At 63.2% G+C, this 21,874-nt stretch carries 21 protein-coding genes; 3 read left to right on the top strand and 18 right to left on the bottom strand.

Features of this window, described 5'->3' with window-relative positions:
- Window positions 1-11 precede the first annotated feature (11 nt).
- The gene (locus PJL15_RS07940; RefSeq protein ID WP_281450636.1) at window positions 12-743 is read left to right on the top strand and encodes a tyrosine-protein phosphatase; all 732 of its coding nucleotides are present in this window, start codon (window positions 12-14) and stop codon (window positions 741-743) included.
- Between the two features lie 16 nt (window positions 744-759).
- Here the strand turns inward: PJL15_RS07940 and PJL15_RS07935 are convergent, their stop codons facing one another.
- The 18 genes from PJL15_RS07935 to PJL15_RS07850 all read right to left on the bottom strand — a co-directional run bounded on the left by PJL15_RS07935 (window position 760) and on the right by PJL15_RS07850 (window position 19,735).
- Window positions 760-1,899 (bottom strand): thioesterase domain-containing protein, encoded by a 1,140-nt coding sequence (locus PJL15_RS07935; RefSeq protein ID WP_281450635.1) that lies wholly within the window; start codon window positions 1,897-1,899, stop codon window positions 760-762.
- An 83-nt stretch (window positions 1,900-1,982) separates the two neighbouring features.
- Window positions 1,983-2,414 carry a type II toxin-antitoxin system VapC family toxin gene (locus PJL15_RS07930; RefSeq protein ID WP_281450634.1) on the bottom strand — a complete coding sequence of 144 codons (432 nt, stop codon included), beginning with the start codon at window positions 2,412-2,414 and terminating at the stop codon, window positions 1,983-1,985.
- Window positions 2,414-2,701 carry a hypothetical protein gene (locus tag PJL15_RS07925; protein WP_281450633.1) on the bottom strand — a complete coding sequence of 96 codons (288 nt, stop codon included), beginning with the start codon at window positions 2,699-2,701 and terminating at the stop codon, window positions 2,414-2,416. Before PJL15_RS07925 ends, PJL15_RS07930 begins: the two co-directional genes overlap by 1 nt.
- A gap of 83 nt (window positions 2,702-2,784) precedes the next feature.
- Window positions 2,785-3,357 (bottom strand): orotate phosphoribosyltransferase, encoded by a 573-nt coding sequence (pyrE, locus tag PJL15_RS07920; RefSeq protein ID WP_281450632.1) that lies wholly within the window; start codon window positions 3,355-3,357, stop codon window positions 2,785-2,787.
- A gap of 39 nt (window positions 3,358-3,396) precedes the next feature.
- A complete protein-coding gene (locus tag PJL15_RS07915) occupies window positions 3,397-4,380 on the bottom strand; it encodes a LacI family DNA-binding transcriptional regulator (RefSeq protein ID WP_281450631.1) in 984 nt (327 codons plus the stop codon).
- A 90-nt stretch (window positions 4,381-4,470) separates the two neighbouring features.
- A complete protein-coding gene (gene mmsB / locus PJL15_RS07910; protein ID WP_281450630.1) occupies window positions 4,471-5,754 on the bottom strand; it encodes a multiple monosaccharide ABC transporter permease in 1,284 nt (427 codons plus the stop codon).
- Window positions 5,755-5,759: 5 nt separating this feature from the next.
- Entirely contained in the window at window positions 5,760-7,289 is a 1,530-nt protein-coding gene (mmsA, locus tag PJL15_RS07905; protein ID WP_281450629.1) for a multiple monosaccharide ABC transporter ATP-binding protein, read from the bottom strand.
- 156 nt (window positions 7,290-7,445) lie between these two features.
- Entirely contained in the window at window positions 7,446-8,570 is a 1,125-nt protein-coding gene (chvE, locus tag PJL15_RS07900; protein WP_281450628.1) for a multiple monosaccharide ABC transporter substrate-binding protein, read from the bottom strand.
- Window positions 8,571-8,884: 314 nt separating this feature from the next.
- Window positions 8,885-9,415, bottom strand: coding sequence for a gluconokinase (locus PJL15_RS07895; RefSeq protein ID WP_281450627.1), 531 nt, complete (start codon window positions 9,413-9,415; stop codon window positions 8,885-8,887).
- On the bottom strand, window positions 9,405-10,634 hold the full coding sequence (gene manD / locus PJL15_RS07890; protein WP_281450626.1) for a D-mannonate dehydratase ManD: 1,230 nt from the start codon (window positions 10,632-10,634) through the stop codon (window positions 9,405-9,407). Before manD ends, PJL15_RS07895 begins: the two co-directional genes overlap by 11 nt.
- A 36-nt stretch (window positions 10,635-10,670) precedes the next feature.
- Window positions 10,671-11,999: a mannitol dehydrogenase family protein gene (locus tag PJL15_RS07885; protein ID WP_432443805.1), complete on the bottom strand. Its 1,329-nt coding sequence runs from the start codon at window positions 11,997-11,999 to the stop codon at window positions 10,671-10,673.
- The gene (gene uxaC, locus PJL15_RS07880) at window positions 11,996-13,390 is read right to left on the bottom strand and encodes a glucuronate isomerase (RefSeq protein ID WP_281450625.1); all 1,395 of its coding nucleotides are present in this window, start codon (window positions 13,388-13,390) and stop codon (window positions 11,996-11,998) included. Before uxaC ends, PJL15_RS07885 begins: the two co-directional genes overlap by 4 nt.
- A gap of 4 nt (window positions 13,391-13,394) precedes the next feature.
- A complete protein-coding gene (locus PJL15_RS07875; RefSeq protein WP_281450624.1) occupies window positions 13,395-14,327 on the bottom strand; it encodes a sugar phosphate isomerase/epimerase family protein in 933 nt (310 codons plus the stop codon).
- Window positions 14,324-15,520 (bottom strand): Gfo/Idh/MocA family protein, encoded by a 1,197-nt coding sequence (locus PJL15_RS07870; protein ID WP_281450623.1) that lies wholly within the window; start codon window positions 15,518-15,520, stop codon window positions 14,324-14,326. Before PJL15_RS07870 ends, PJL15_RS07875 begins: the two co-directional genes overlap by 4 nt.
- The gene (locus tag PJL15_RS07865) at window positions 15,517-16,365 is read right to left on the bottom strand and encodes a sugar phosphate isomerase/epimerase family protein (protein WP_281450622.1); all 849 of its coding nucleotides are present in this window, start codon (window positions 16,363-16,365) and stop codon (window positions 15,517-15,519) included. Before PJL15_RS07865 ends, PJL15_RS07870 begins: the two co-directional genes overlap by 4 nt.
- Before the next feature lie 2 nt (window positions 16,366-16,367).
- Entirely contained in the window at window positions 16,368-17,303 is a 936-nt protein-coding gene (locus PJL15_RS07860) for a carbohydrate ABC transporter permease (protein WP_281450621.1), read from the bottom strand.
- The gene (locus tag PJL15_RS07855) at window positions 17,300-18,361 is read right to left on the bottom strand and encodes a carbohydrate ABC transporter permease (protein WP_281450620.1); all 1,062 of its coding nucleotides are present in this window, start codon (window positions 18,359-18,361) and stop codon (window positions 17,300-17,302) included. Before PJL15_RS07855 ends, PJL15_RS07860 begins: the two co-directional genes overlap by 4 nt.
- A 12-nt stretch (window positions 18,362-18,373) precedes the next feature.
- Entirely contained in the window at window positions 18,374-19,735 is a 1,362-nt protein-coding gene (locus tag PJL15_RS07850; protein WP_281450619.1) for an ABC transporter substrate-binding protein, read from the bottom strand.
- Between the two features lie 128 nt (window positions 19,736-19,863).
- On the opposite strand from PJL15_RS07850, the gene PJL15_RS07845 reads away from it, so the two are divergent.
- Together PJL15_RS07845 and nadE are read left to right on the top strand one after the other, a co-directional pair.
- Entirely contained in the window at window positions 19,864-20,889 is a 1,026-nt protein-coding gene (locus PJL15_RS07845) for a LacI family DNA-binding transcriptional regulator (protein WP_281450618.1), read from the top strand.
- Window positions 20,890-20,947: 58 nt separating this feature from the next.
- Window positions 20,948-21,769 (top strand): ammonia-dependent NAD(+) synthetase, encoded by an 822-nt coding sequence (nadE, locus tag PJL15_RS07840; RefSeq protein ID WP_281450617.1) that lies wholly within the window; start codon window positions 20,948-20,950, stop codon window positions 21,767-21,769.
- Window positions 21,770-21,874: the final 105 nt, after the last annotated feature.

Genomic DNA, 21,874 nt, shown 5'->3' with positions numbered 1-21,874 from the left:
AAGGAACAATCATGGCTGTGCTCAATCTGCGTCCCCTCGCCGGAGGACGGATCCTCAGGGGGAGCCAGCCGTTCGGTTTGGATGCCGCTGCGACGTCGGGTTTCCTGGCGGAGCACGGCATCCAGGCCATTGTCGACCTCCGCAGCGACCTGGAGCGGTCGTTGGTTCCGTGGTTGGTTCACGACGGCGGGGTTCAGGACCACACGGTTCACGACGGCGGCGGCGAACCTGCCGCGGCAACGTCGCCCGCCGTCGAACTCATCAACAACCCGCTGGACCCCAACGCCATTGCCGGTTCGCTCCAAGCCGTGGAAACTGCCGAGGATCTTGGGGAGCTGTATTTGGGCTGGATCCGGCTCCGTCCGGGCTGGGTGGCCGACGCCCTGCGACCCGTGGCACGCGGCAAGCGCACTCTGGTGCACTGTTCGTTGGGTAAGGACAGGACCGGAGTGATCTCCGCGATCGGACTCCTTGCCGCCGGCGGGACGGATGACGAGGTAGTGGCGGATTATGCGGCAACCACGGCCAACCTGCCGGACGTCCTTGAGGTCATGGCCGAAACGTGGCGCCTCAGCGTCCCGTCCACCCCGGCCGAATATTTCAGTGCGGACCTGATGATCCTGCAATCCCCGGAGGCCGCGATGCGGCATTTCCTGGCTGGTTTCTCAAGGGAGTTCGGCGACGTCGGCGGCTTCCTGCGAGAGGCGGGCCTGACCGCCGTCGAGGTTGAAGCGCTGCGCTGAAGTGCGCCGGTGACGCTTAGGCTGGCCTGACGACCCTGCCGTTGGGCTCCCGGTACGCCGGTTCCTCCGGTTCCGGTGGAAGGGGCGCCAGTTCGTCCTGGACGCGTTCCAGCAACGGCCGGTACACGCTGGCGTTCCATTGGGGACTCGCGTGCGCGGGCCTGGCGCCTTCCGTGCTGAGGGTAGGCAGAGCCATGTTGTCTCCGAAAACCTTGCTCCATCCTGCCCGCGCCGATTCGTAGTCCACGGTGCCATCTTGCGGGTTGCCCATAAAGGCCATCTTCGCCCCGCCAATCTTGCCCATGAACCGCAGCCCGTCGAAGTGGTAGATGTAGGCCGACTCCGTCTGGATCAGCACACTCGACGGGGCAATGGGCGAAAGCTGCTCCAGGGTTTGGTCCAGGATCTGCCGCCAGGTGCGCTCGTCCTTGTGGACAACGCGCTCCCCCAGTTCATAACCGCCGCGAAGCACCGACGGAATACGGAAACCATTCTCGTAAAGGAACACCACGCCGTCGAACCAGCTCTGGTCAAGGACATCCGCACGACTGAACGGGCTCGAGTCCAGGACAATCACCTGAGTCTCCACGCCGTGGAGTTCCAACAGGCGTGCAGCGACCTGCGTGGCGAGCATTCCGCCGAAACTGTGGCCGTAGAAATACAGCTTCTCCAGTCCCAGCTCGCGGACGTGCAGGATGATTTCGCGGACGATCTCGTCCACGTCCAGGCCCAGGTTGGAATACCCGACGGCGGCAAGGCGGCCGCGTTGGTGCAGGGCAGGACGCAGTGAGTTGAGGATCCACTGGGCTTCTTCCCAGCTGGTTTTGTAGCCGGGGAAGAGGATCCAGCTGGCTTTGGGAAAGTACAGGTCCGAGTACGGATCCGGGACCCGCAGGATCTTGGTGGCCCGGCGCTCGGCCTGGACCCGCCGGGTGAAGAGCATATCCCCTGCGAGCGCTGCGGAAATGCCGGCATAGGTGAGGAAATTACGGCGGGATGTTTTCTTGAGCCGGGCAGCATAAGGCAGGATCCGGGCCCAGGAGCCCGGATCCCCGGCCTTGTCCGGCTCCGGAGTTACCGGTTCAGTAGTCACCGGCGCCGGAGGGTTCCCAGTCACCTCCGGCGGCGCCGGGAGCTTCCCTACTTGAACGTCCACGCAGCAAGCATAGGCTTCGCGGGCGCTGCCTTACATCCCCGCAGTTTGCGCACAGCCAAAGCCCTTAAGATGCGCTCTCGCAGCTAGCCGACAATGTCCCGAAAGCGGTACAGGCCTGAGAATTCCGCGTGCTGTTGGAGCTTGTTCAGGACGTCTGCCATGTTCTTGTCGGACGTCATGACTACTGTTGCGGCGGCTGCCGAAGCAACGTGAATGGCGTCAAGGGACTTAACGTGGAACGGAATTTCCATGGCCCGCGCAAGTACATCGTCCGAGATAGGCATCACTGTTATCTGCTTCAGAAAGAGATCCACTTGTGAGGCCAGGTTCTGGTTGCTGTCCCTCACTGCCACCCGGGTCGCTTCCAACTGCGTCAGTTTGCTCGTGCACAGCTGGTTCCAGAGGGCTTCCCGATCAAGATAATCCACAAGCGCCTGACGGGAAGGATGCTGCGGGGTCAGAAGCCGGATCAGTGAAGACGTGTCCAGATAGCAGCCGGCACTGAAGATCGGCATCAGTAACGCTCACCCTCCCGCATCTCGTTGAGGGTGTGCTCGGAATTGAACGTCACCGTCGATTCCATCACCACGTCCCTCGCTGAAGGACTGTGCTCGGTAACAGCTCGATGGACAGCTTCTACCTCGTCACGATTTCTCAAGGTGGAAGCCGGAACGACATACGCCACCACGTCTCCGTCACGTCCGTAGGTCACCGGAATCACGTCGCCCTCGCGGGCTTGGCGGAGGATCTCGCTGGACGAGTGGTTAAACTCCCGGCTGGTGACGCTGTTCTTTACCCTCATGGGAGGCTCCCTCCGGGACGGCCGATACGTACTACTGTAGTACGTTAACCCCGGACCATCAATGGTCGGGAGTGCTGCCCGGCTTAGTCGAGGCCCAGCTCATCCTTACCGAAAGCGAAGAGGTAGGGAACGCCGGTTTCGGCTTCGATCTTCTCTTTGGCACCGGTGTTGCGGTCCACGATCACAGCGACGGCCACCACATTGCCGCCCGCCTTACGGACACCTTCGACGGCGGTCAGCGCGGACCCGCCGGTGGTGGACGTGTCCTCGAGGACCACTACGTTTCGGCCTTCCACTGAAGGACCTTCCACCTGGCGGCCCATGCCGTAGGACTTCTGGGCCTTGCGGACGACGAAGGCGTCCACTGCACGGCCGGCGTCGGCAGCTGCGTGCATCACAGCGGTACCGACGGGGTCGGCACCCATGGTGAGACCGCCCGCGCACTCAACCTGGACACCGGCGTCGTCGATCATTGCGAGCATGACCTGGCCCACCAGCTTGGAGGCTTCGTGGTGCAGGGTGATGCGGCGGAGGTCGATGTAGTAGTCCGCTTCCTTGCCGCTGGAAAGGATCACCTTGCCGCGGACCACCGCCAGCTCTTTGATGAGTTCAAGAAGGCGGGCGCGGGCAGCTGAGGTGTCAGGCGAGGAAGTCATGGCTCTTAGTTTAGTGTGCTGGGGTTTAGTGTGCTGGCGTTAGTGTGCGGGCTCCGCCGTGGTGGCCCGGATGACCAGGCGCGGATTCACGATCTGGTCCCCCGTTCCGGCCTGCCCTTCCAACTGGTGCAGCACCTCTTCCATGCACTTGCGCCCGAGTTCTTCGAAGTCCTGTTTGATGGTGGTCAGCGGCGGCATGAAGAACTCGGCCTCCGGCTGGTCGTCATAACCCACAATGCTGATGTCGCCAGGCACTTGGCGCCCGGCCTCCTGGACGGCACGGAGGACGCCGACGGCCATTTGGTCGTTCGCCACGAAGACGGCGGTGACGGAGTCATGCCCGAGGAGTTCCAGTCCGGCCCGGTAACCGGATGCGGCATCCCACGCGCCTTGGAGCAGGACTTTGGCTTCAAGACCGGCGGTGTCCAGCGCCTCCCGCCAGCCCTCGATGCGTTCCGCTGCGTCGATCCAGTGCGTTGGCCCGGAGATGTGGGCGATGCTGCGATGCCCCAGCCCGATCAAGTGCTCCACGGCAAGCCGCGCACCCAAACGCTGGTTCAGGGAAGCTCCTGTGAGCTGGTTTCCCGCACCTGCGCCCACGGCCACGATCGGCACGGGAACTGAGACGTCGCGCAGGGCCGCGAGGACATCCGGATGCGGAACCAGGATGACGATGCCATCCACTGATTGGCTGCGGAAATGGCCCATGGCGTCGTTGATGCTCTCGCTGGTCACTTCACGCAGGTTGGCGATGCTGACGAAGTACCCCGCTTCCCTTCCGGCCTGTTCAACGCCCAAAAGGGTGTTTGCCGGTCCGAACTGGCCCGTTTCGCAAGCAAGGACACCGATGGTCCTCGAGCGACGGGTCACCAGGCTTCGCGCCGCCGTGTTCCGGCGATAGCCCAGGCTGGCTATCGCCGCCTCTACCCGTTCCCGGGTGCTGTTGCTGACGTTTGGGTGGTCGTTCAGGACGCGGGAAACCGTTTGATGCGAGACGCCGGCCATTTTTGCGACGTCTCCCATGACAGGAGGCCTGGTGGCTGAGTCGGGTGCGGCCCCGGGCAGTACCCGGGGCCGCACTGAGGGCGGCTGTTCGCCGCGAGGCATCGGATGCTACTTCGCGTCGGCGCCCACAGGTTCCGTTTTGGCGGCCGGAGCCGCCTCGGTTGCCGGCGGCGTCGTCTTCCACTTGAAACGGCGGCCCATGGAGGAACCTCCGCCGGCGCCGGTCCGGTTCTTGTTGAAGATATCGAACCCGACGGCGAGCAGGAGCACCAGTCCCTTGATGAGCTGCTGGTAGTCCGTGCCAAGTCCAAGGATGGACATACCGTTGTTCAGGACGCCCATGATCAGGCCACCGATCATGGCGCCAGCCACGGTGCCGATACCGCCCTGGACCGCTGCGCCACCGATGAAGGCTGCCGCAATGGAATCCAACTCAAAGCCGGTACCACCGGCAGGCTGTGCCGAGTTCAAGCGGGCAGTGAACACCAGGCCCGCCAGCGCGGCAAGGACGCCCATGTTGACGAAGAGCCGGAAGGTGACCTTCTTGGTCTTGATGCCGGAAAGTTCTGCGGCGTGAAGGTTGCCACCAATGGCGTACGTGTGGCGGCCGAAAATGCTGTTGTTCATCAGTGCCGAGTACAGGATCACCAGGACTGCCAGGACGATCAGCACAATCGGGGTTCCGCGGTAGCTGGCCAGCAGGAAGGTGATGATCAGCATCAGGATCGCGATGAAGCCGTTCTTGACGGCGAACCATGCCATCGGTTCATTCTCGAGGTTGAACTTGCGGCGGACCCGGCGCTCCTTCAAGGCCTGGAAGAGGATGGCTGCCGTGCCGCCAACACCCAGGATCACCGTCAACCATTCAAGGACGGAGGTGCCACCGGAGATGTCCGGCAGGAAGCCGCCACCGAGGGCCCGCAGTTCGTTCGGGAACGGGGTGATCTGCTGGTTCTTGAGGGTGATGAGGGTCAATCCGCGGAAGATCAGCATGCCCGCCAGGGTGACGATGAAGGCGGGGATACCGACGTAGGCGATCCAATACCCCTGCCAGGCACCCACCAGGGCACCCACCAAGAGGCAAGCCGGGATGGCGAGCCACCAGGCCCAGCCCCAATGCACGATCATCACACCGGCCACGGCGCCAATGAACCCGGCGATGGACCCAACGGAGAGGTCGATGTGGCCGGCGATGATGACCATGACCATGCCTATGGCAAGGATCAGGATGTAGCTGTTCTGGACCACCAGGTTGGTGACGTTCTGCGGTTCAAGCAGGATGCCATTGGTCAGGACCTGGAAGAGGATGACGATCAGGATCAGGGCGACGAAGATGCCAACCTGGCGGAGGCGGCTTGTCAGGAAGCCAAGGGATTCTCGTAGGGCGGACATGGTGGCTATTCCTTCTCTTGAGTCATGTAGTGCATGAGGGTTTCCTGGGTGGCTTCGGCGATCGGGACCTCGCCGGTGATGCGTCCCGCGGAGAGCGTGTAGATCCGGTCGCAGATGCCCAGGAGTTCCGGGAGCTCGGAGGAAATCACAATGACCGCCTTCCCCGAAGCCGCCAACTCATTGATGATCGTGTAGATCTCGAACTTGGCGCCGACGTCGATCCCACGCGTGGGCTCATCCAGGATCAGGACATCGGGATCGGAGAACATCCATTTGCTGAGCACCACTTTTTGCTGGTTTCCGCCCGAGAGCTTGCCGGTGATGGCAGCGACCGAGGGAGCCTTGATGTTCATGCTCTTCCGGTAGTGGTTGGCCACCGTGGTTTCCTTGTTGCCGTCCACCCAGCCGCGTTTGGCCAGCTTGTTAAGGGCGGCCATTGAGATGTTCCGCTGAATGTCCTCGATCAGGTTCAGGCCGTAGTGTTTCCGGTCCTCGGTTGCGTAGGCAATGCCGTGATCGATCGCATCGGAAACAGTGGAGGTGTTGATCTCCTGGCCGTACTTGTAGACCTTGCCGGAAACGGCACGGCCATAGGTCCGGCCGAAAACGCTCATGGCGAGCTCGGTGCGGCCGGCGCCCATGAGTCCGGCAAGGCCCACAACCTCGCCCTTGTGCACCTTCAGGTTGGCGTTGCTGACCACGGTCCGGGAGTGGTCCTGCGGGTGCTGGACCGTCCAGTCCTCGATGCGGAGGACTTCTTCGCCAATATTGGGGTTCCGGTCCGGATAGAGGCTTTCAAGGTCGCGTCCCACCATGCCGCGGATGATGCGTTCCTGGGTGATCTGCCCTTGGTCCAGGCGCAGCGTCTCGATCGACTTGCCATCGCGGATGATCGTGACGGCGTCGGCGACTTTGCGGATCTCGTTGAGCTTGTGGCTGATGATGATGCTGGTGACGCCCTGGCCCTTCAAGTGCAGGATGAGGTCCAGGAGGTGGTCTGAGTCTTCGTCGTTCAGGGCTGCCGTGGGCTCATCCAGGATGAGCAGCTTCACTTCTTTGGAGAGTGCCTTGGCAATCTCCACGAGTTGCTGCTTGCCCACGCTGATGTGCTGGATGGGCGTTACGGGATTCTCGCTGAGGCCCACCCGGGCCAGCAGCTTGGCGGCTTCCAGGTTGGTCTTGCGCCAGTCCACCCACCCGTTCCTGGCTTGCTCGTTGCCCAGGTAGATGTTTTCGGCGATAGACAGGTACGGGCTCAGGGCGAGCTCCTGGTGGATGATCACGATGCCACGCTTTTCGCTGTCCGTGATGTCCGAAAATTCGCAGGGTTCGTTCTCGAAGAGGATGTCGCCGTCGAAGGTGTTGTGGGCGTAAACACCGGACAACACCTTCATGAGGGTGGACTTCCCGGCTCCGTTCTCACCGCAAATGGCGTGAACCTCACCTCGGTTGACGTCCAGGGTGACGTCCTGAAGGGCTTTTACGCCGGGGAAGGTCTTGGTGATTCCTCGCATTTGAAGAATGGGTACGTTCATCGTCAATTCCCGCTGACTGGTTGAAACTGTGCCGGGCCGAGGACTCGGCAGGCTCTGGGGATGCTGTGGCCCCGCCGCGCTGCGCACTGCAACGCTGCGCACTGCAACACTGTGCACTGCAAACACATTGCAGCGGGGCCACAGCCTGGGACGTGGCTACTTGACGTCGGATTCCTTGTAGTAGCCCGAGTCGATGAGTTCCTTCTTGTAGTTGTCCTTGGTGATGATGACGGACTTCAGGAGGTAGGCCGGGACAACCTTGACCTTGTTGTTGTAGGTCTTGGTGTCGTTGGTTTCAGGCTCGTTGCCCTTCAGCACGGCATCTACCATTTTCACGGCCTGGGCGCCCAGCTGGCGGGTGTCCTTGAAGATGGTGGAGTACTGCTCGCCGGCGATGATGGACTTTACGGAGCCCTTCTCTGCATCCTGGCCGGTTACTACGGGGAGCTTGCCGGTGGAGTAGCCGCCGGTGCTGGTCAGCGCGGAGATGATGCCGATGGACAGGCCGTCATAAGGGGACAGCACGCCGTCGAGCTTGGTGCCGGAGCTGTAAGCGGAGGTGAGGATGTCTTCCATGCGCTTCTGGGCTACGGGTGCCTGCCAGCGGAGGATGGCTGCCTGCTCGAACTTGGTCTGGCCGCTGGGGACCTTCAGGGTGCCTGCGTCAAGGTACGGCTTGAGGGTATCCATGGCGCCGGTCCAGAAGAAGTTGGCGTTGTTGTCGTCCGGGCTGCCGGCGAACAATTCGACGTTGAACGGACCCTTGCCATCTACCTTCTTGCCGCTCGCGTCAACGAGGCCAAGGCCGGTCAACAGCGAGGTGGCCTGCTGGACGCCCACGGTGTAGTTGTCGAATGTGGTGTAGTAGTCCACATTCGGCGTTCCGTTGATCAGGCGGTCGTAAGCGATGACCTTGACGTTCTGTTCCTTGGCCTTGGCCAGGACGTCGGTCAACGTGGTGCCGTCGATTGCGGCGATGATGAGTGCTTTGGCACCCTTGGTCAGCATGTTCTCAATCTGGGAAACCTGCGTGGGAATGTCGTCGTTGGCGAACTGCAGGTCCGTCTTGTAGCCCAGGTCCTTGAGGGATTTCTCAACGTTGGCACCGTCGGCGATCCAGCGCTCGGACGTCTGGGTCGGCATGGAAATGCCTACCAGCGAATCACTCGGGTTGGCGCTGCTGGAAGACTCCGCCGCGCCTCCACGGCTGCCGCAGCCTGTGGCCCCGACGGTCAAGGTAAGGACAACCGCTACGGCGCCCAGGAGTTTTTTCAATCTCACGATGCTCTCCTTCAGCGGCAACAATGCCGCGAACTCTGATGCAGCCGGAGCATCTGCGCGTCCGGCACGGTGAAGCTGGATCCGGCCTGCGTGCTGGGGGCTGCACAAGCCAGTGAAAACGTATTGCGAATGCCATTGTGAACGCTAACAACCTGAGCGGTCAAGTGCAGTGGATCACAAATTGGTTGCGACTGAACACCACTTCCCCGAGTCTTGCTTTACAACGTTGTTAGCGTTCACAATAACCCGGGCCTCTCCCCGGAACGCAGAAAAGCCCGGCACCGCCGTGGTGGCAGCGCCGGGCTATCGGGGCCTCAGGCTTGGAGCAGGGCTTCCCCGAGGGCAGTTTCAACCTGGTCCACGATGTCCTCCACTGACGTGCTGATGTCCACCGCAATCCCCGCCTCATCCTGCTGCAACGGTTCCAGTGTGGCCAGTTGGGAGTCCAGCAACGAAGCCGGCATGAAGTGTCCGGGCCGCGCCTTCATGCGGGCGTCCAGCAGTTCGCGCGTCCCCTGCAGGTGCACGAACACCACGGACGGGTCGCCGTTGCGGATGATGTCCCGGTAGGAGCGCTTGAGCGCGCTGCACGCGATCACCAAGGAAGCGTCCGACGCCGGAAATCGCCTGCCGATCTCGGCCAGCCAAGGTGCCCGGTCGTCGTCGTTCAGGGGAGTACCCGCAGCCATCTTGTCGATGTTCGACTGCGGGTGCAGCGAATCGCCGTCGAGAAATTCCGCGCCGAGCCGCCCGGCGAGGGCGGCGCCAACAGTGCTCTTGCCGCACCCCGCCACGCCCATCACCACAATGTGGCGGATAGCAGCCATGCCCGCTTTACCAGTCATGGACGGTACCATCCACGAGGCGGTTGTACGGCAAGTAGGCCTGCTGGTACGGGAACGCCGCTGCTGCTTCCTCGTTGAATTCGACGCCGATGCCCGGGTTGTCGCCCGGGTGCAGGTAGCCGTCCTTGAACGTCATGGACTGCTGGAAGACCTCGTTGGTCTTGTCCGAGTGCTGCATGTATTCCTGGATGCCGTAGTTATGGATGGCCAGGCCGACGTGCAGCTGGGCTGCGAAGCCCACCGGGGAAATATCCGTGGGTCCGTGGAAGCCGGATTTGATCTGGTACTGCGCGGCGAAGTCCATGACCTTCTTCAGCGGACTGATACCCCCAAAGTGCGTGGACGCTGCACGGACGTAGTCGATCAGTTGTTCCTTGATGAGGGTCTGGAAGTCGAACACCGTGTTGAAGATTTCGCCGATGGCCAGCGGCGTGGTGGTGTGCTGCCGGACCAGGCGCAGGCCCTCCTGGTTCTCGGCCGGGGTGCAGTCCTCCAACCAGAAGAGATCGTAGGGTTCCAGGGCCTTGCCGAGCTTGGCGGCCTGGATGGGGGTCATGCGGTGGTGGCCGTCGTGAAGCAGCGGGATTTCGGGGCCAAATTCATTGCGCACAGCCTCGAAAACGGTGGGCAGGTGCCGGAGGTAGGCGCGGGTGTCCCAGTCCTCTTCGAGGGGGAAGGTGCCGCGGCCGGCAGGCTCGTAGTCGTACCGCTCGCCCGAGGCCTGGGCCTGGGCGGCAACCCCGTACACGGCCTTGATGCCGGGAATCGCCGTCTGGATGCGGATGGACTTGTAGCCCAGTTCCAGGTGCTCACGAACGGAGTCAAAGAGGGACGGAATGTCAGCACCCGAAGCGTGGCCATAGGCACGCAGGCCGTTCCGCGAAGCGCCACCCAACAACTGGTAGACCGGCAGCCCGGCCACCTTGCCCTTGATGTCCCATAAAGCCATGTCGACGGCGGCAATGGCAGCCATGGTGACCGGGCCCCGACGCCAGTACGAGGAACGGTAGAGGAACTGCCAGGTGTCCTCGATCCGGTGCGGATCCTTGCCGATGAGCAGTTGGGCCACATGCTCCTTGAGATAGGCAGCCACAGCTAGTTCGCGGCCGTTGAGCGTCGCGTCGCCGATGCCCGTCACACCGTCCTCCGTGGTGATGCGCAGGGTGACGAAGTTGCGGGACGGGCTGGTCACGAAGACCTCAGCGGCAATGATTTTCATGGTGTGGCTTCCTTCCAAGGGTCTACTTCCAAGGTTTTAGGCGTGGGTGCGTGCAGCGGCAATAGCTTCTTGCTGCCGGTGAATAAGGGAGAGCAGGGCACTGTCCCCGGCAAGCCCCGGGCTGATGAGCGCCAACAGCGCAGCGGTGCGTTGTTCGCCGTCGTGCGTTTTTGCGGTCCGGATGTCGTCGGCCAGCGGGTCCTGGAACCCATCGGTGGCGCACACGTAGGCGAGCCAGGCTGCGATCATGCGGGCAGCGCCTTCTCCGGAACGGCCTTGGGCGCGTTCGGCGGCCAGTACGGGCAGCGCGCGCATGCGTAGCTTGGTGGTTCCGTCCATGGCTATCTGGGTCAAGTGATGGGCAATCCGCGAATTGCCGAACCGTTCCAGCAAGGCCTGCCGGTAGCCGGGAATGTCCAGGCCTTCGCCGGGCAGATGGCGGGAAGCCTCGTCCCAAAAGGCCTCCACGGCGGCCCGGCAGACGTCGTCGGACAGTGCTTCTGCCACAGTCGAGTGGCCGCGGACCAGACCGGCGTAGGCGAGGATGGAGTGGGCTCCGTTGAGGAGCCAGAGTTTGCGGTTCTCGTAGGGCTCGATGTCGTCCACGAAGATGGCGCCGGCATCCTCCCAACGGGGACGCCCGCCCGGAAAATCACCGCTCAGGATCCAGTTGCTGAACGGTTCGGCCACCACCGCGGACTCGTCCCGGTACCCGCACTGTTCGCTCACCTCCGCAAGGTCATCGGGCGTGGTCCGCGGCGTAATCCGGTCCACGGAGGTGCTCACGAAACTCACCTTGGCGCGGATCCACTCGCCGAGCGCCGGATCAGCTGCGTCCGCAATTGTCTCCACCGCCGTCCGGGCCACCGTTCCGTTCCCGGCAAGATTGTCGCAACTCACGACGGCGATGGGCCCGGCGTCGGCGTTCTTGCGGGCTGCGAGCGCGGTGACCAGACGGGCAAGAGGCGTTCCATCTCCGGTCGCTGCGTACGCGGCTTCCGTGATGGTCAGCGTGACCACCGCCGTCCCCGGGGCGGCCACGAGCTCAGCGAGCCGCTGAACGTCGGCCCCGTCCACGGCCTCCACAACGCTGCCGATGACCTCGAAGCTGTCTCCCGCGCCCGACCGCTCCACCACTGTGAACACGCCGTCCTGTTCCGCCAGGATCTCCGCGGCGCCGGGGCTGCGTCCCGTAAAGGCGGCGATTCCCCATTCGGCTGCGTCCCCGGCGTGGTGGGTGTACCAGGCCTGGTGCGAGCGGTGGAACGCCCCCAGGCCCAAGTGCACCATCCGGACCGGGGGCGCGGCCTGCCCCGGGAACGCGATGGCCCGGGTGAGCCGGGGGGGCAGCTGCTGGGCACTCACAGTTTGAAGACCCTTCGCGGGGAAGAATCGACGACGTCGACAATCAGCTCGTGCGCGCGGTCCTCGCTGATGCGGTGCTCGGCAACGAGCCGGGCCAGGAACGAGGCTTCTATCCGGCGCGAGGCATCATGGCGTGCCGGGATGGAGCAAAAGGCGCGGGTGTCGTCGATGAATCCGGAAGAGCGGGAGAAACCAGCCGTCTCTGTGACGGCCGAGCGGAATCGGAGCATGGCGTCCGGTGCGTCCAGGAACCACCACGGGGCCCCGATGTAGACCGAGGGGTAGAACCCGGCAAGTGGCGCGAGTTCCCGGGAGAAGACGGTCTCGTCCAGGGTGAAGAGCACCAGGTGGAAGTCCTTGGCCGTGCCGAAATCCTGCAGCAACGGCCGGACTGCCTCGGTGTAGTTCGTAGCCACCGGAATGTCGTGTCCGGTGTCCGCGCCGTAGGCTTCGAACGTTGGCTGGTGGTGGTTCCGGTACGAGCCCGGGTGGATGGTCATTACCAGCCCATCTTCCACGGACATCCTGGCCATCTGGTACATCATGTGGGCTTCGAATGCGTCGCGGTCCTGGGCGTTCGCTTGTCCGGAGCGGGCCTTGTTGAACAGTGCCTCGGCCTCTGCCTCGTCCAGTTTCAGGGTTGCAGGGGTCCTCACACCGTGGTCTGCCGATACTGCCCCGTGGTCCACGAAGTACCGGCGGCGATTCTCCAGGGCGGTGAGATAACCGCGGTAGCCGGTGCCGCCGTCGGACGCTTCTGCGATGAGCCGTTCCACGTTGGCTTGCCACGCCGGATGCGCAATGTTGATGTACGCGTCCGGGCGGAAGGTGGGCAGCACGCGGCCGTGGAACGACGGGTCAGCGGCCAAAACACGGTGGCTGTCCAGGCTGTCCAAAGGATCGTCCGTGGTGGCCAGGACCTCGATGTTGAAGTCCTTGAAGAGCTCGCGGGGGCGGAAACCAGGCTCCGCGAGCTTGGCTGAAATGGCATCGAAGCTGGCGTCCGCGTTCTCCGGGGACAGTTCCCCCTGCCACCCGAACACCGACTCGAACTGGGTCCGGAGCCAGTAACCGGACGCCGTGCCGTCGAACAAGGGCCACGCCTCGCAGAAGGATCGCCAGATGCTGCGCGCTCCCGCCTGGGGCTGGAGGTTCTCCAGCGGAACGCCGGACGCGTGGATCAGCCGGGTGACGTAATGGTCCGGTGTCACCAGCAACGCCGCGGGATCCGGGAACGGCGTGTTCTGTTCGATCACTGCCGCATCCACATGGCCGTGCGGAGAAATGATGGGCAGGTCCTGGACCCGCTCCAGCAGGGAGCGTGCGATGCTTCGCGTCCCCGGATCCGCAGGCAACAGGCGGTCCGGGTGGGTGGCGAGGGACTGGGACATGGAGTCAGCCTTTCGGGATGGAACCGGCGGAGAGGTCGGCACCGGCAGGAACTGACAGTCCCGCAAGCACTGCCACCCGCCGCAAGTACTGAAGGTTTCCGGCGGTGCGTCCGGCCAGGGGAACGTCCGTGGAGAAGTCCTCCACGGTGACCCAATCGTCGTAGCCCACCTGTGCCAGGGCTTTGAAGTACGCCAGGACGCTCCCCTGCCCTTCAGCCAGGGGCGCCCACTCGTTGACCCACACTGCGGCTCCGGACTCGTCGCGCTCCGTGGCCTGAACCCAGCGCGCGTTCTTCACATGGATGTGTGACAGGTACGGCCCCAGCAATTCAAGGGCCGGCAACGGAGATTCCCAGCCTTCGATCAGCAGGTTTCCCAGGTCATGGATGACCCCGACGTGCCGGGGATCAAGGCCTTCCAAAAGGCGGCGGGCCGATGAAGCAGACGCCGTCACCGTCCCGTGGTGCAGCTCCACAAGTGCTTTGACTCCGTGGTGGGCGGCGCGTGCGGCTACCCACTCGTAGTGTTCGCGGGTAGCGGCAAACAACTCCGGGTAGGACAGGCCGCTCGGCTCGCCGCCTCCCATGGTGGAGTTGCCCAGCGGCAGGACGTTGACCCTGACTTGGCGGGCACCCAAGGCGGCCGTGGCGGCGAGGACGCGCTCGACGTCGTCGTGGTTGTCGCAGCGGGCGTAACCGCCAAGGCCGGAGTATTCCAGGCCTGCCTCCGCGGTGATCCTGGCGATCTCCGGCAGTGAATCCTCAAGACCGGTCATGGGCCAAGTGGCCTTGTTTCCCGCCCAGAAACCGGGCTCCGGCGAATCGGCCTGGTCAGTGACCCGCCATTCGACGCCGTCCCAACCCTGTGCTGCAAGTTCGGTGGCGGCTTCCTGCGGCGTCCATTCCGGCGTCGAGGCCGTGAAGACCGAGAATTTCATGCGGAGACCTCCTCGAAGTGGCCGTTGCCGGTTCGCACCTCAACGTCGTTGTATTTGCCCGCAACCACGTCGGCAATGAGGACGGGGCGGCCGAGCGTGGCGGAAACGTACAGCGCCCGCACGGTGGCCAGCGCCCGCACGGCGTCCTCGATGGTGACCCCTGCACGCCGGCCGTTCCGGATGGCGTCCACGACGTCGCGGTACTGGCGGATGTGCCCGGCAGGATAGAGAGTGGGGTCCAGATTCGATTGCGGTGCCGGATCAGCGAACCTGGCCAGTTCCTCCTCGGCCGTGTTGCTGGCACCGGGCATCCCCATCGGCCCGCTTTGCGTCTCTTCCTCCGAGGCCGCAGCGTGGAAGAACTGGAGGTTGTCGCTGTCGATCACGGCTGATCCCTGGCTGCCCATGACCTGCAGCCTGACGCTGAGTCCCGGATAGGCGGCCGTGGTGGCGTGGAGTACGGCGAGGGCCCCGGATTCGAACGTGACAGTAGCTACTGCGGTGTCCTCCACTTCAACGCCCGTGTGCGCCAGAAGGGCCGTTTTGGCGCTGATTTCCACAGGTGTGCCCAGGAACCACAGCAGGAGATCCACGGTGTGGACGCCCTGGTTCATCACTGCACCGCCGCCGTCCATGGCCCACGTGCCACGCCAGGCCCCGGAGTCGTAATAGCCCTGGCTGCGGTACCAGCTCACGGACGCGATGGCGGATGTCAACCGGCCAAAGCGGCCGGCGCGGCGGGCTTCGTCCACCACAATGGACGCGGGATCGAAGCGGTGCTGGCTGATGACACTTGCCACCAGGCCCTTCTCTTCTGCTGCTTTGGCTGCGGAGAGGATCTCGTCGGTGCGGTTGAGGTTCACGTCCAGAGGCTTTTCGATCACCACGTGCTTGCCCGCGTTCAGTACCGCCAGCGCCTGCTCGATGTGCAGGCCGCTGGGGGTAGCAATGATGACAAGATCGACGTCGGCACCGGCGAACGCTTCTTCCAGGCTCCGGAAGGTGGCTGGCCGGGCGGCGCCTTGGTCTTCGATGTGCTGGGCCAGGGCATCTGCCGCTTCGGTGATCTCATCCACCAGTGCCGTCACCTGCAGGTCGGCGATCTCGGCAACGGATGCCGCGTGGGTGCGCCCAATGGTGCCGCAACCGGCAATGGCGACGTTGATGATGGGGTTGGAGGCTTCGGTGCTCACTTGGTTTCCACTCCTGCTTCGTTGACGACTTTGGCAAAGGCACGGGCTGCCATCCCGAAAGCGGTCGGCCCGGAAAAGCCGCCCAGGCCATGGGCTCCGGCCAGATGCGGTTCGAGGCTTGCGAATCCTTCGAAGCCGTCGGCTTTCAACGCCTCTACCGTGCGGAGCAGATCGCCGTCGCCTTCTCCGGCAGGAACCACGACGGCGTCGGCGAACCGTGCGTCCTTGACCTGCAGGTACTCGAGGTGGGGACGGAGTTTGGCGTAGCCTTCGTCGAAGGGCTTCACGCCCACCTGGACGAAGTTGGCCGGATCCCACGCGACTTTCAGGGCCGGTGAATTCACGGACTCGATGATGTCCAGCACGCGGTCCGGGGTGTCCCCGAAGATGTCTTTCTCGTTCTCGTGGAGGAGGACCACTCCGGACTCTTCTGCGACGTCGGCCAAGGCCCGCATCCGCTCGATGACATCGTCCCGGATGCTCTCCACAGCCACACCTTCGCCGTAGTAGAAGGAGAAGATGCGGATGTAGCGCGAGCCGAGGACCTGGGCTGCGTTGGCTGCCCGGCGGAGGCGCTCAACCTCGTGTTCCACCGGCAGTGTGACATCCACTTTGCCGATAGGCGAAGCGATGGCCGAAACCCCCATGCCGGCGGCGTCCAGGAGCTTCTTGAGTTCGGCCAACTGTTCGGACGTAAGGTCCACGATGTTGGTTCCCCATGCACTGCGGACTTCTATGTGGTTGGCGCCAAGGGCCTGGAGCACCGCGATCTGGAGAACAGGATCGTCGTCGATTTCGTCTCCGAAGCCCGAAAGCGTCCACTGTACTGTTGCTTGACCGGTCATTGCTACTTAACTCCTCCGGCGGTCAGGCCGCCCACTAGGTAACGTTGGAAAATCAGGTAGAGAATCACCACGGGTGCCGCACAAACAAGCGAGGCCGCCATCATTTGGCCGTACAGGGGAATGGCTCCACCCTCCTGGGAAGCTCCGAAGATCTGGAGTGCTACGGCTGCGGTCTGGCTTTCGGGCCGGGTCATCACCGAGGCAAACAGGACGTCGTTCCAGCCCAGCAGGAACGCGAAGATTCCCGAGACCACGATTCCGGGCCAGCTGAGCGGCAGGATGATCCGGACCAGGACGCCCAGGTTGCTGGCGCCGTCGATCCTTGCAGCCTCTTCCAATTCACGCGGAAGGCCGCGGAGATAGGTGACCATCACCCAGGTGGAGAAGGGCATTGCGAACGTCAGGTAGGTAATGAAGAGGCCCCACTGCGTGCCGATCACCTGGATGCCGAGGTAGCTGGCCGCCGAGGAGAAGAGCACGAACACCGGAAGGACCATCAGGGTACCCGGCACTGACTGCAGGGCAAGGAGGCCCCGGAGGATCGTGAGTCGGCCGCGGAATTGGTAGCGGACCAGGACGTAGGCAATGGAAATCGACATCGCGGCTGAAACCACCGCTGTTGCCCCTGCTACCAGGACGCTGTTGGTGAGGCCCTTCGCCAGGCCCACGCTGGACCAGATCTTGGTGTAGTTCTCCAAGGAGAAGCTGGATGGCCAGAATTCGCCGTTGGCAACCCCGATGTCGGAGTTCACTGAGGCCAGGAAGATGTACGCCACCGGGATCAGCACGATCGCGCTGAGCACGGTGAGGATGATCGCCAGCATCGGGCCCGGCAAGAGACGGGTTACTTCGTGCTGCCGCTTGGACCCTGGCCGGAACGTGGTTCCCGTCTTGTCCCCGCTGGACGTGCCGCGGACCGAGGTGGTTGATGCGCTCACTTCTTGCCTCCCGGCGTCTCGGCGTCGTCCAGCTTGACGGCGCGCAGGTAGATGAACAGTGGGATGGCGATCAACACCAGGGACACAAACGCCATGGCGGCGCTGAGGCCGAAGCGGAAGCTCTGGAAGCTGGTGACGTAGGTGAGGATCGGAAGCACTTCGACGTCGGACGGTGCCGGAACGCCGAAGAGCACGAACGGTAGCGTGAAGTTGTTGATGTGGTGCAGCATCCCGATCAGGAAAGCCAGCGACAGCGGACCCTTGAGGTACGGGAAGATGACGTACCGCAGCTTGTTCCACCACAGCGCGCCGTCCAAAGCCGAAGCTTCATGGACTTCGTGGTCCACGGATTGCAGACCGGAAAGTGCCAGCAGGTAGATGAACGGCCAGGAAGCCCAGATCTGGACCAAAATCAGCGTCCAGTATGTTTGCGGTCCGTTGAGCCACAACCCACCGTCCACGCCGAACACACCCAGGGCCGAGTTGACGACGCCGTCGGGCTGGAACATGGTCCGCCATACGGTCGCCACCACGAAGGATGGAAGAACGTACGGGATCAGGAAAATCGAGCGGACCAGCGCGCGGCCTTTGAAGGCATTCTGCGTAGCGACGGCAGCGGCGATGCCCAACGGCAGGGTGATCACCATGGCGATCAGCGAATAGCTGACGCTCAGCCACACCGAGTGGAGCAGCGGCGAATCGGTCAGGGCCTCCACAAAGTTTTCGACACCTATGAACGGTGCACTGACCCACTTGCGCAGCGAATACTGGTCGAGATTGAGCGCCGACATGTAGATCCCCAGGAACAGCGGGACCACGATGATGATGAACATCAGGATGCCGCCGGGGATCAGCATCCACAGTGGACGGTTCCGCTCACTCAGGCCCTTGCGGCGGACAGGTTTCCGGCCACCGCCCGTCGGCTGGAGGGTTCCTGTGCCCGCGGTCGGTGAGGCACCGGCGTCGAGCGCTGGTTCTGTCGGCCCGGACCGGGCCAGCTGCCCGTGGGCAGCCGGACCGGACACGGATTTCATTTCCCTGAAGGAATCAGTCGACATGGGAGACCCTGCCTAGGACTTCGCAGCCCGGTCGAGGGAAGCCTGGCCCTTGGACTGTGCGTCCTTCAGCCGGGATTCCAGGGCGCTCTCGTCAACGGTTCCCTTGGCCAGGTCCGGAATGGACTGGACGGTGACGTTCAGGAGGCCCAGCTGGATGTCGCCCCAGGCACCGGTGAACGGAGTTGCCTTCGACTTGCCGGCAGCATCGGCGATGGGTTGCAGCTTCGGGTCGGTCAGGGAGGCGAGCGCCTCGGCGTTTGCGGGAAGCTCGCCGAAGATCTTCTGGTAGTTCAGCTGCTCGTCCTTGGACGTAATCAGCTCGACGTAGGCGAACGCCAGGTCCTTCTGCTGGGAGTAGTCGGCAACCACTACGTTGTCGCCCGAAAGGATGCTCGCGGCCTTGTCGCCGTCGCCCTTGGGGGAAGATTCGCCTGGAGCCGTGGTGGGCATGAGGGAGTAGGCGTACTTACCGGCAATGGCTGACTTGTCCAAGGTGGGAATGGAGCTGGACGTGGTCATCATCAGGTATCCGGCCTTGCCGGACGCGAACGCTGCCACCGCGTTGCTGTTGCTCCAGCCGATCGCTGCCGGATCCACCACCTTGTCCTTGGTGAGCCAGCCGAAGTAGGTTTCGTAGGCCTTCTTGACAGTTGGGTCATCCATCTTCAGCTTGTCGCCGTCCACCAGCGGGTTGCCTGCCTGCACTGACATGGCCCAGATGAACTTCCAGGGATCGAAGTTGTCCTTATAGCCCGTTGCCAGGCCATAGGTTCCCGCGCCGGCGTTGGTCATCTTCTTGGCCTGCTCGGCGAGTTCGTCCCACGTAGTGGCCGGCTTCTCGATGCCTGCGGCGGCCAGGAGGTCCTTGTTGTACGCCATAACGAATGGGCGGCTGACAAACGGGATGCCGGCCTGGTGCTCGGAGTCAGGACCCGAGATGCCCAAGGCGGCCGGGTTGAAGCGGTCCTTCCCGCCTACCTTCTTCCAATCGTCGTCGGAAAGTGTCACGAAGGCTTTTGTGGCGTAGGCCGTGGGAGTGAAGGTGGTGCCCAGGGTATAGACGTCGGGGCCTTGGCCGGAAACAACGGAAGTTTGGATGCGGGTCAGTTCATCGTTGGCTGAGGCGAAGGTCTCGAACTTCACCTCCGCGCCGGTCTTTGCTTTGAACTTGGCGGCGATGTCGCTCTGCCACTTCTTCTGCTCCTCCGGATATTGGTTGTTGACGCCGGTCAGGACATTCAGTGTCTTGCCTGCTCCGTCGACGGCACCCCCGGAGCTGGCCGATGTGTTGCTGCTGCTCCCCCCACACGCTGTCAGTGCCAGGGCAGCAGTCAGAGCGACGGCGGCAAGCTTGGCTGATGGTGCAAACCTCATTGTTTCCTCCTTGGTTACACAGCCCGTTAGTGCTCTACGTCACAGGGGCTTCGGCATCGAGTCTATGAGGCTGGCAAGGGTGCGGCAAGCGGTTGCCAAAAGTTGCCATGAGATGGTGCAATCTTCTTATGGCTGAGACAAACGCACGGGGATCCGCACCCACCATCCGGGATGTCGCCGCGTTGGCGGGGGTGGCAACATCCACCGTCTCCAGGGCACTTTCCAACCCCGACCGCGTTAACAGGGCTACACGCGAACGCATCGAAAAGGTGGCGGCCGAGCTCAACTATGTGCCGAGCTCGCAAGCCCGCGGACTCAGCTCGGGCCGCACAAATGCCATCGCACTGCTCGTCCCCGACGTCACCAACCCGTTCTATTTCGACATCATCCGGGGCACCCAGAACCAGCTCAAAGCAGCCGGCTACACGCAGCTGCTGGTTGACACTGAAGAGTCCGCGGAAATGGAGGCCGATACCCTGCAAAAGATGCAGCGGACGGCCGACGGATTCATCCTTGCCGCATCCCGCCTCACCGACACCCAGATTCTCGAGGCCGCGGCGTCGCAGGCAATCGTCACCATCAACCGGTCCTCAGCCAACGCCCCCACCGTGGTCATCGATACCCCTGGCGCTGTGGTCCAGGCGCTCGAACATCTGGCGTCTTTGGGACACACCAGGATCTGTTACGTTGGCGGCCCGGCGTCGTCCTGGTCAAACGCCAAACGCTGGAAGACTTTTGAAGAGGAAAGCCGGGATCGCGGACTGACAACCTCCCGGGTGGGCCCCTTCACTCCCAAAACAACGTCCGGAGCAGCAGCCGCCGACGCCGCAGCCCGGACCGGAGCAACTGCCTGCATCGTCTTCAACGACCTCCTGGCCATTGGCATGCTGCAGCGCCTGCGCGAGCGAGGCATCCGGGTCCCGGAAGACATGAGCATCGTGGGTTGCGACGACATCTTCGGCGCCGACTTCTGCAACCCGCCCCTGACCACCATGGCCTCCCCGATCGAGCAGGCCGGACGGGTGGCGGTCTCGATGCTCCTGGCCCAGCTGGACCCACTAAACGCCGGATCCAGCCGCCGCCTCGCGGTCATGCCCACCCATCTGACCGTGCGCGGCTCAACAGGCCCGGCACCGGTTCAGCATCCCGAATAACTGAATCGCCACGCAATATGGTTGAGCCTTAATGTCCGGGCTGACTACTGTGGAACACATGCGCGAACTCCAAGCAAAGATCATTGAGGAAATGGGCGTACAGCCCCGGATCGATCCTGCGGAGGAGATCCGCAAGCGGGTCGCCTTCCTGAAGGATTACTTGAAGGCGACAGGGACCAAGGGCTTCGTGCTGGGAATTTCCGGCGGCCTCGACTCCACACTCGCGGGCCGTTTGGCCCAGTTGGCGGTTGAGGAACTGGAAGCCGACGGCGTGGACGCGAACTTTGTGGCGGTCCGGCTCCCCTACGGTGTCCAGCACGACGAAGAGGACGCCCAGGCAGCCCTGGACTTCATCCGGGCCAAAACCGAGTGGACCTTCAACATCTCCCGCGCCGTTGACGGCTTCGAGGACGAATTCCTCAAGACCACCGGTGCCGAAATTTCGGACTTCCACAAGGGCAACACCAAGGCCCGCGCCCGCATGATCGCGCAGTACGCCTTGGCCGGCGAACACAACTACCTGGTGATCGGCACGGACCACGGCGCCGAGTCCGTCACCGGCTTCTTCACGAAATACGGCGACGGCGGTGCGGACATCCTGCCGCTGTTCGGCTTGGACAAGCGCCAGAACCGGCAAGTCCTGGCAGAGCTGGGCGCGCCCGAGCGCCTGTGGAAGAAGGTTCCCACAGCAGATCTCCTGGACGACAAGCCCGGCCGCACCGATGAGGACGAGCTCGGCATCACCTACGACCAGATCGACGACTACCTTGAGGGCCGCGAGGTGCCCGAAGGAGTTGCCGAGACCATCGAACAGAAGTTCCTGCGCACACGCCACAAGCGCACGGTCCCGGTGACGATCTTCGATACGTGGTGGAAGTAGGCGCACCTCCTTCAACCAACGCGGGGTCACTTACGGCCCATGTTCAGGTGAAACATGGGCCACAAGTGACCCCGCGTTGTTTTAACGACGGCGGGTGCGGACTTA

The sequence above is a fragment of the Paenarthrobacter nitroguajacolicus genome (assembly GCF_029952445.1).
Taxonomy (GTDB): Bacteria; Actinomycetota; Actinomycetes; order Actinomycetales; family Micrococcaceae; genus Arthrobacter; species Arthrobacter nitroguajacolicus_B.
Note: the sequence above shows the minus strand (reverse complement) of the source record. Positions and strands in the feature narration are given on the sequence as shown.

What these genes read in the sequence shown, in the direction of transcription:
- PJL15_RS07875 (WP_281450624.1), bottom strand. Translation starts at nt 14,327, where the DNA reads ATGAAATTCTCGGTCTTCACGGCCTCGACGCCGGAATGGACGCCGCAG.
- PJL15_RS07930 (WP_281450634.1), bottom strand. Translation starts at nt 2,414, where the DNA reads ATGCCGATCTTCAGTGCCGGCTGCTATCTGGACACGTCTTCACTGATC.
- nadE (WP_281450617.1), top strand. Translation starts at nt 20,948, where the DNA reads ATGCGCGAACTCCAAGCAAAGATCATTGAGGAAATGGGCGTACAGCCC.
- PJL15_RS07940 (WP_281450636.1), top strand. Translation starts at nt 12, where the DNA reads ATGGCTGTGCTCAATCTGCGTCCCCTCGCCGGAGGACGGATCCTCAGG.
- mmsB (WP_281450630.1), bottom strand. Translation starts at nt 5,754, where the DNA reads ATGTCCGCCCTACGAGAATCCCTTGGCTTCCTGACAAGCCGCCTCCGC.
- uxaC (WP_281450625.1), bottom strand. Translation starts at nt 13,390, where the DNA reads ATGTCCCAGTCCCTCGCCACCCACCCGGACCGCCTGTTGCCTGCGGAT.
- PJL15_RS07925 (WP_281450633.1), bottom strand. Translation starts at nt 2,701, where the DNA reads ATGAGGGTAAAGAACAGCGTCACCAGCCGGGAGTTTAACCACTCGTCC.
- PJL15_RS07845 (WP_281450618.1), top strand. Translation starts at nt 19,864, where the DNA reads ATGGCTGAGACAAACGCACGGGGATCCGCACCCACCATCCGGGATGTC.
- manD (WP_281450626.1), bottom strand. Translation starts at nt 10,634, where the DNA reads ATGAAAATCATTGCCGCTGAGGTCTTCGTGACCAGCCCGTCCCGCAAC.
- pyrE (WP_281450632.1), bottom strand. Translation starts at nt 3,357, where the DNA reads ATGACTTCCTCGCCTGACACCTCAGCTGCCCGCGCCCGCCTTCTTGAA.
- mmsA (WP_281450629.1), bottom strand. Translation starts at nt 7,289, where the DNA reads ATGAACGTACCCATTCTTCAAATGCGAGGAATCACCAAGACCTTCCCC.
- PJL15_RS07915 (WP_281450631.1), bottom strand. Translation starts at nt 4,380, where the DNA reads ATGGGAGACGTCGCAAAAATGGCCGGCGTCTCGCATCAAACGGTTTCC.
- PJL15_RS07865 (WP_281450622.1), bottom strand. Translation starts at nt 16,365, where the DNA reads ATGACCGGTCAAGCAACAGTACAGTGGACGCTTTCGGGCTTCGGAGAC.
- PJL15_RS07855 (WP_281450620.1), bottom strand. Translation starts at nt 18,361, where the DNA reads ATGTCGACTGATTCCTTCAGGGAAATGAAATCCGTGTCCGGTCCGGCT.
- PJL15_RS07895 (WP_281450627.1), bottom strand. Translation starts at nt 9,415, where the DNA reads ATGACTGGTAAAGCGGGCATGGCTGCTATCCGCCACATTGTGGTGATG.
- PJL15_RS07850 (WP_281450619.1), bottom strand. Translation starts at nt 19,735, where the DNA reads ATGAGGTTTGCACCATCAGCCAAGCTTGCCGCCGTCGCTCTGACTGCT.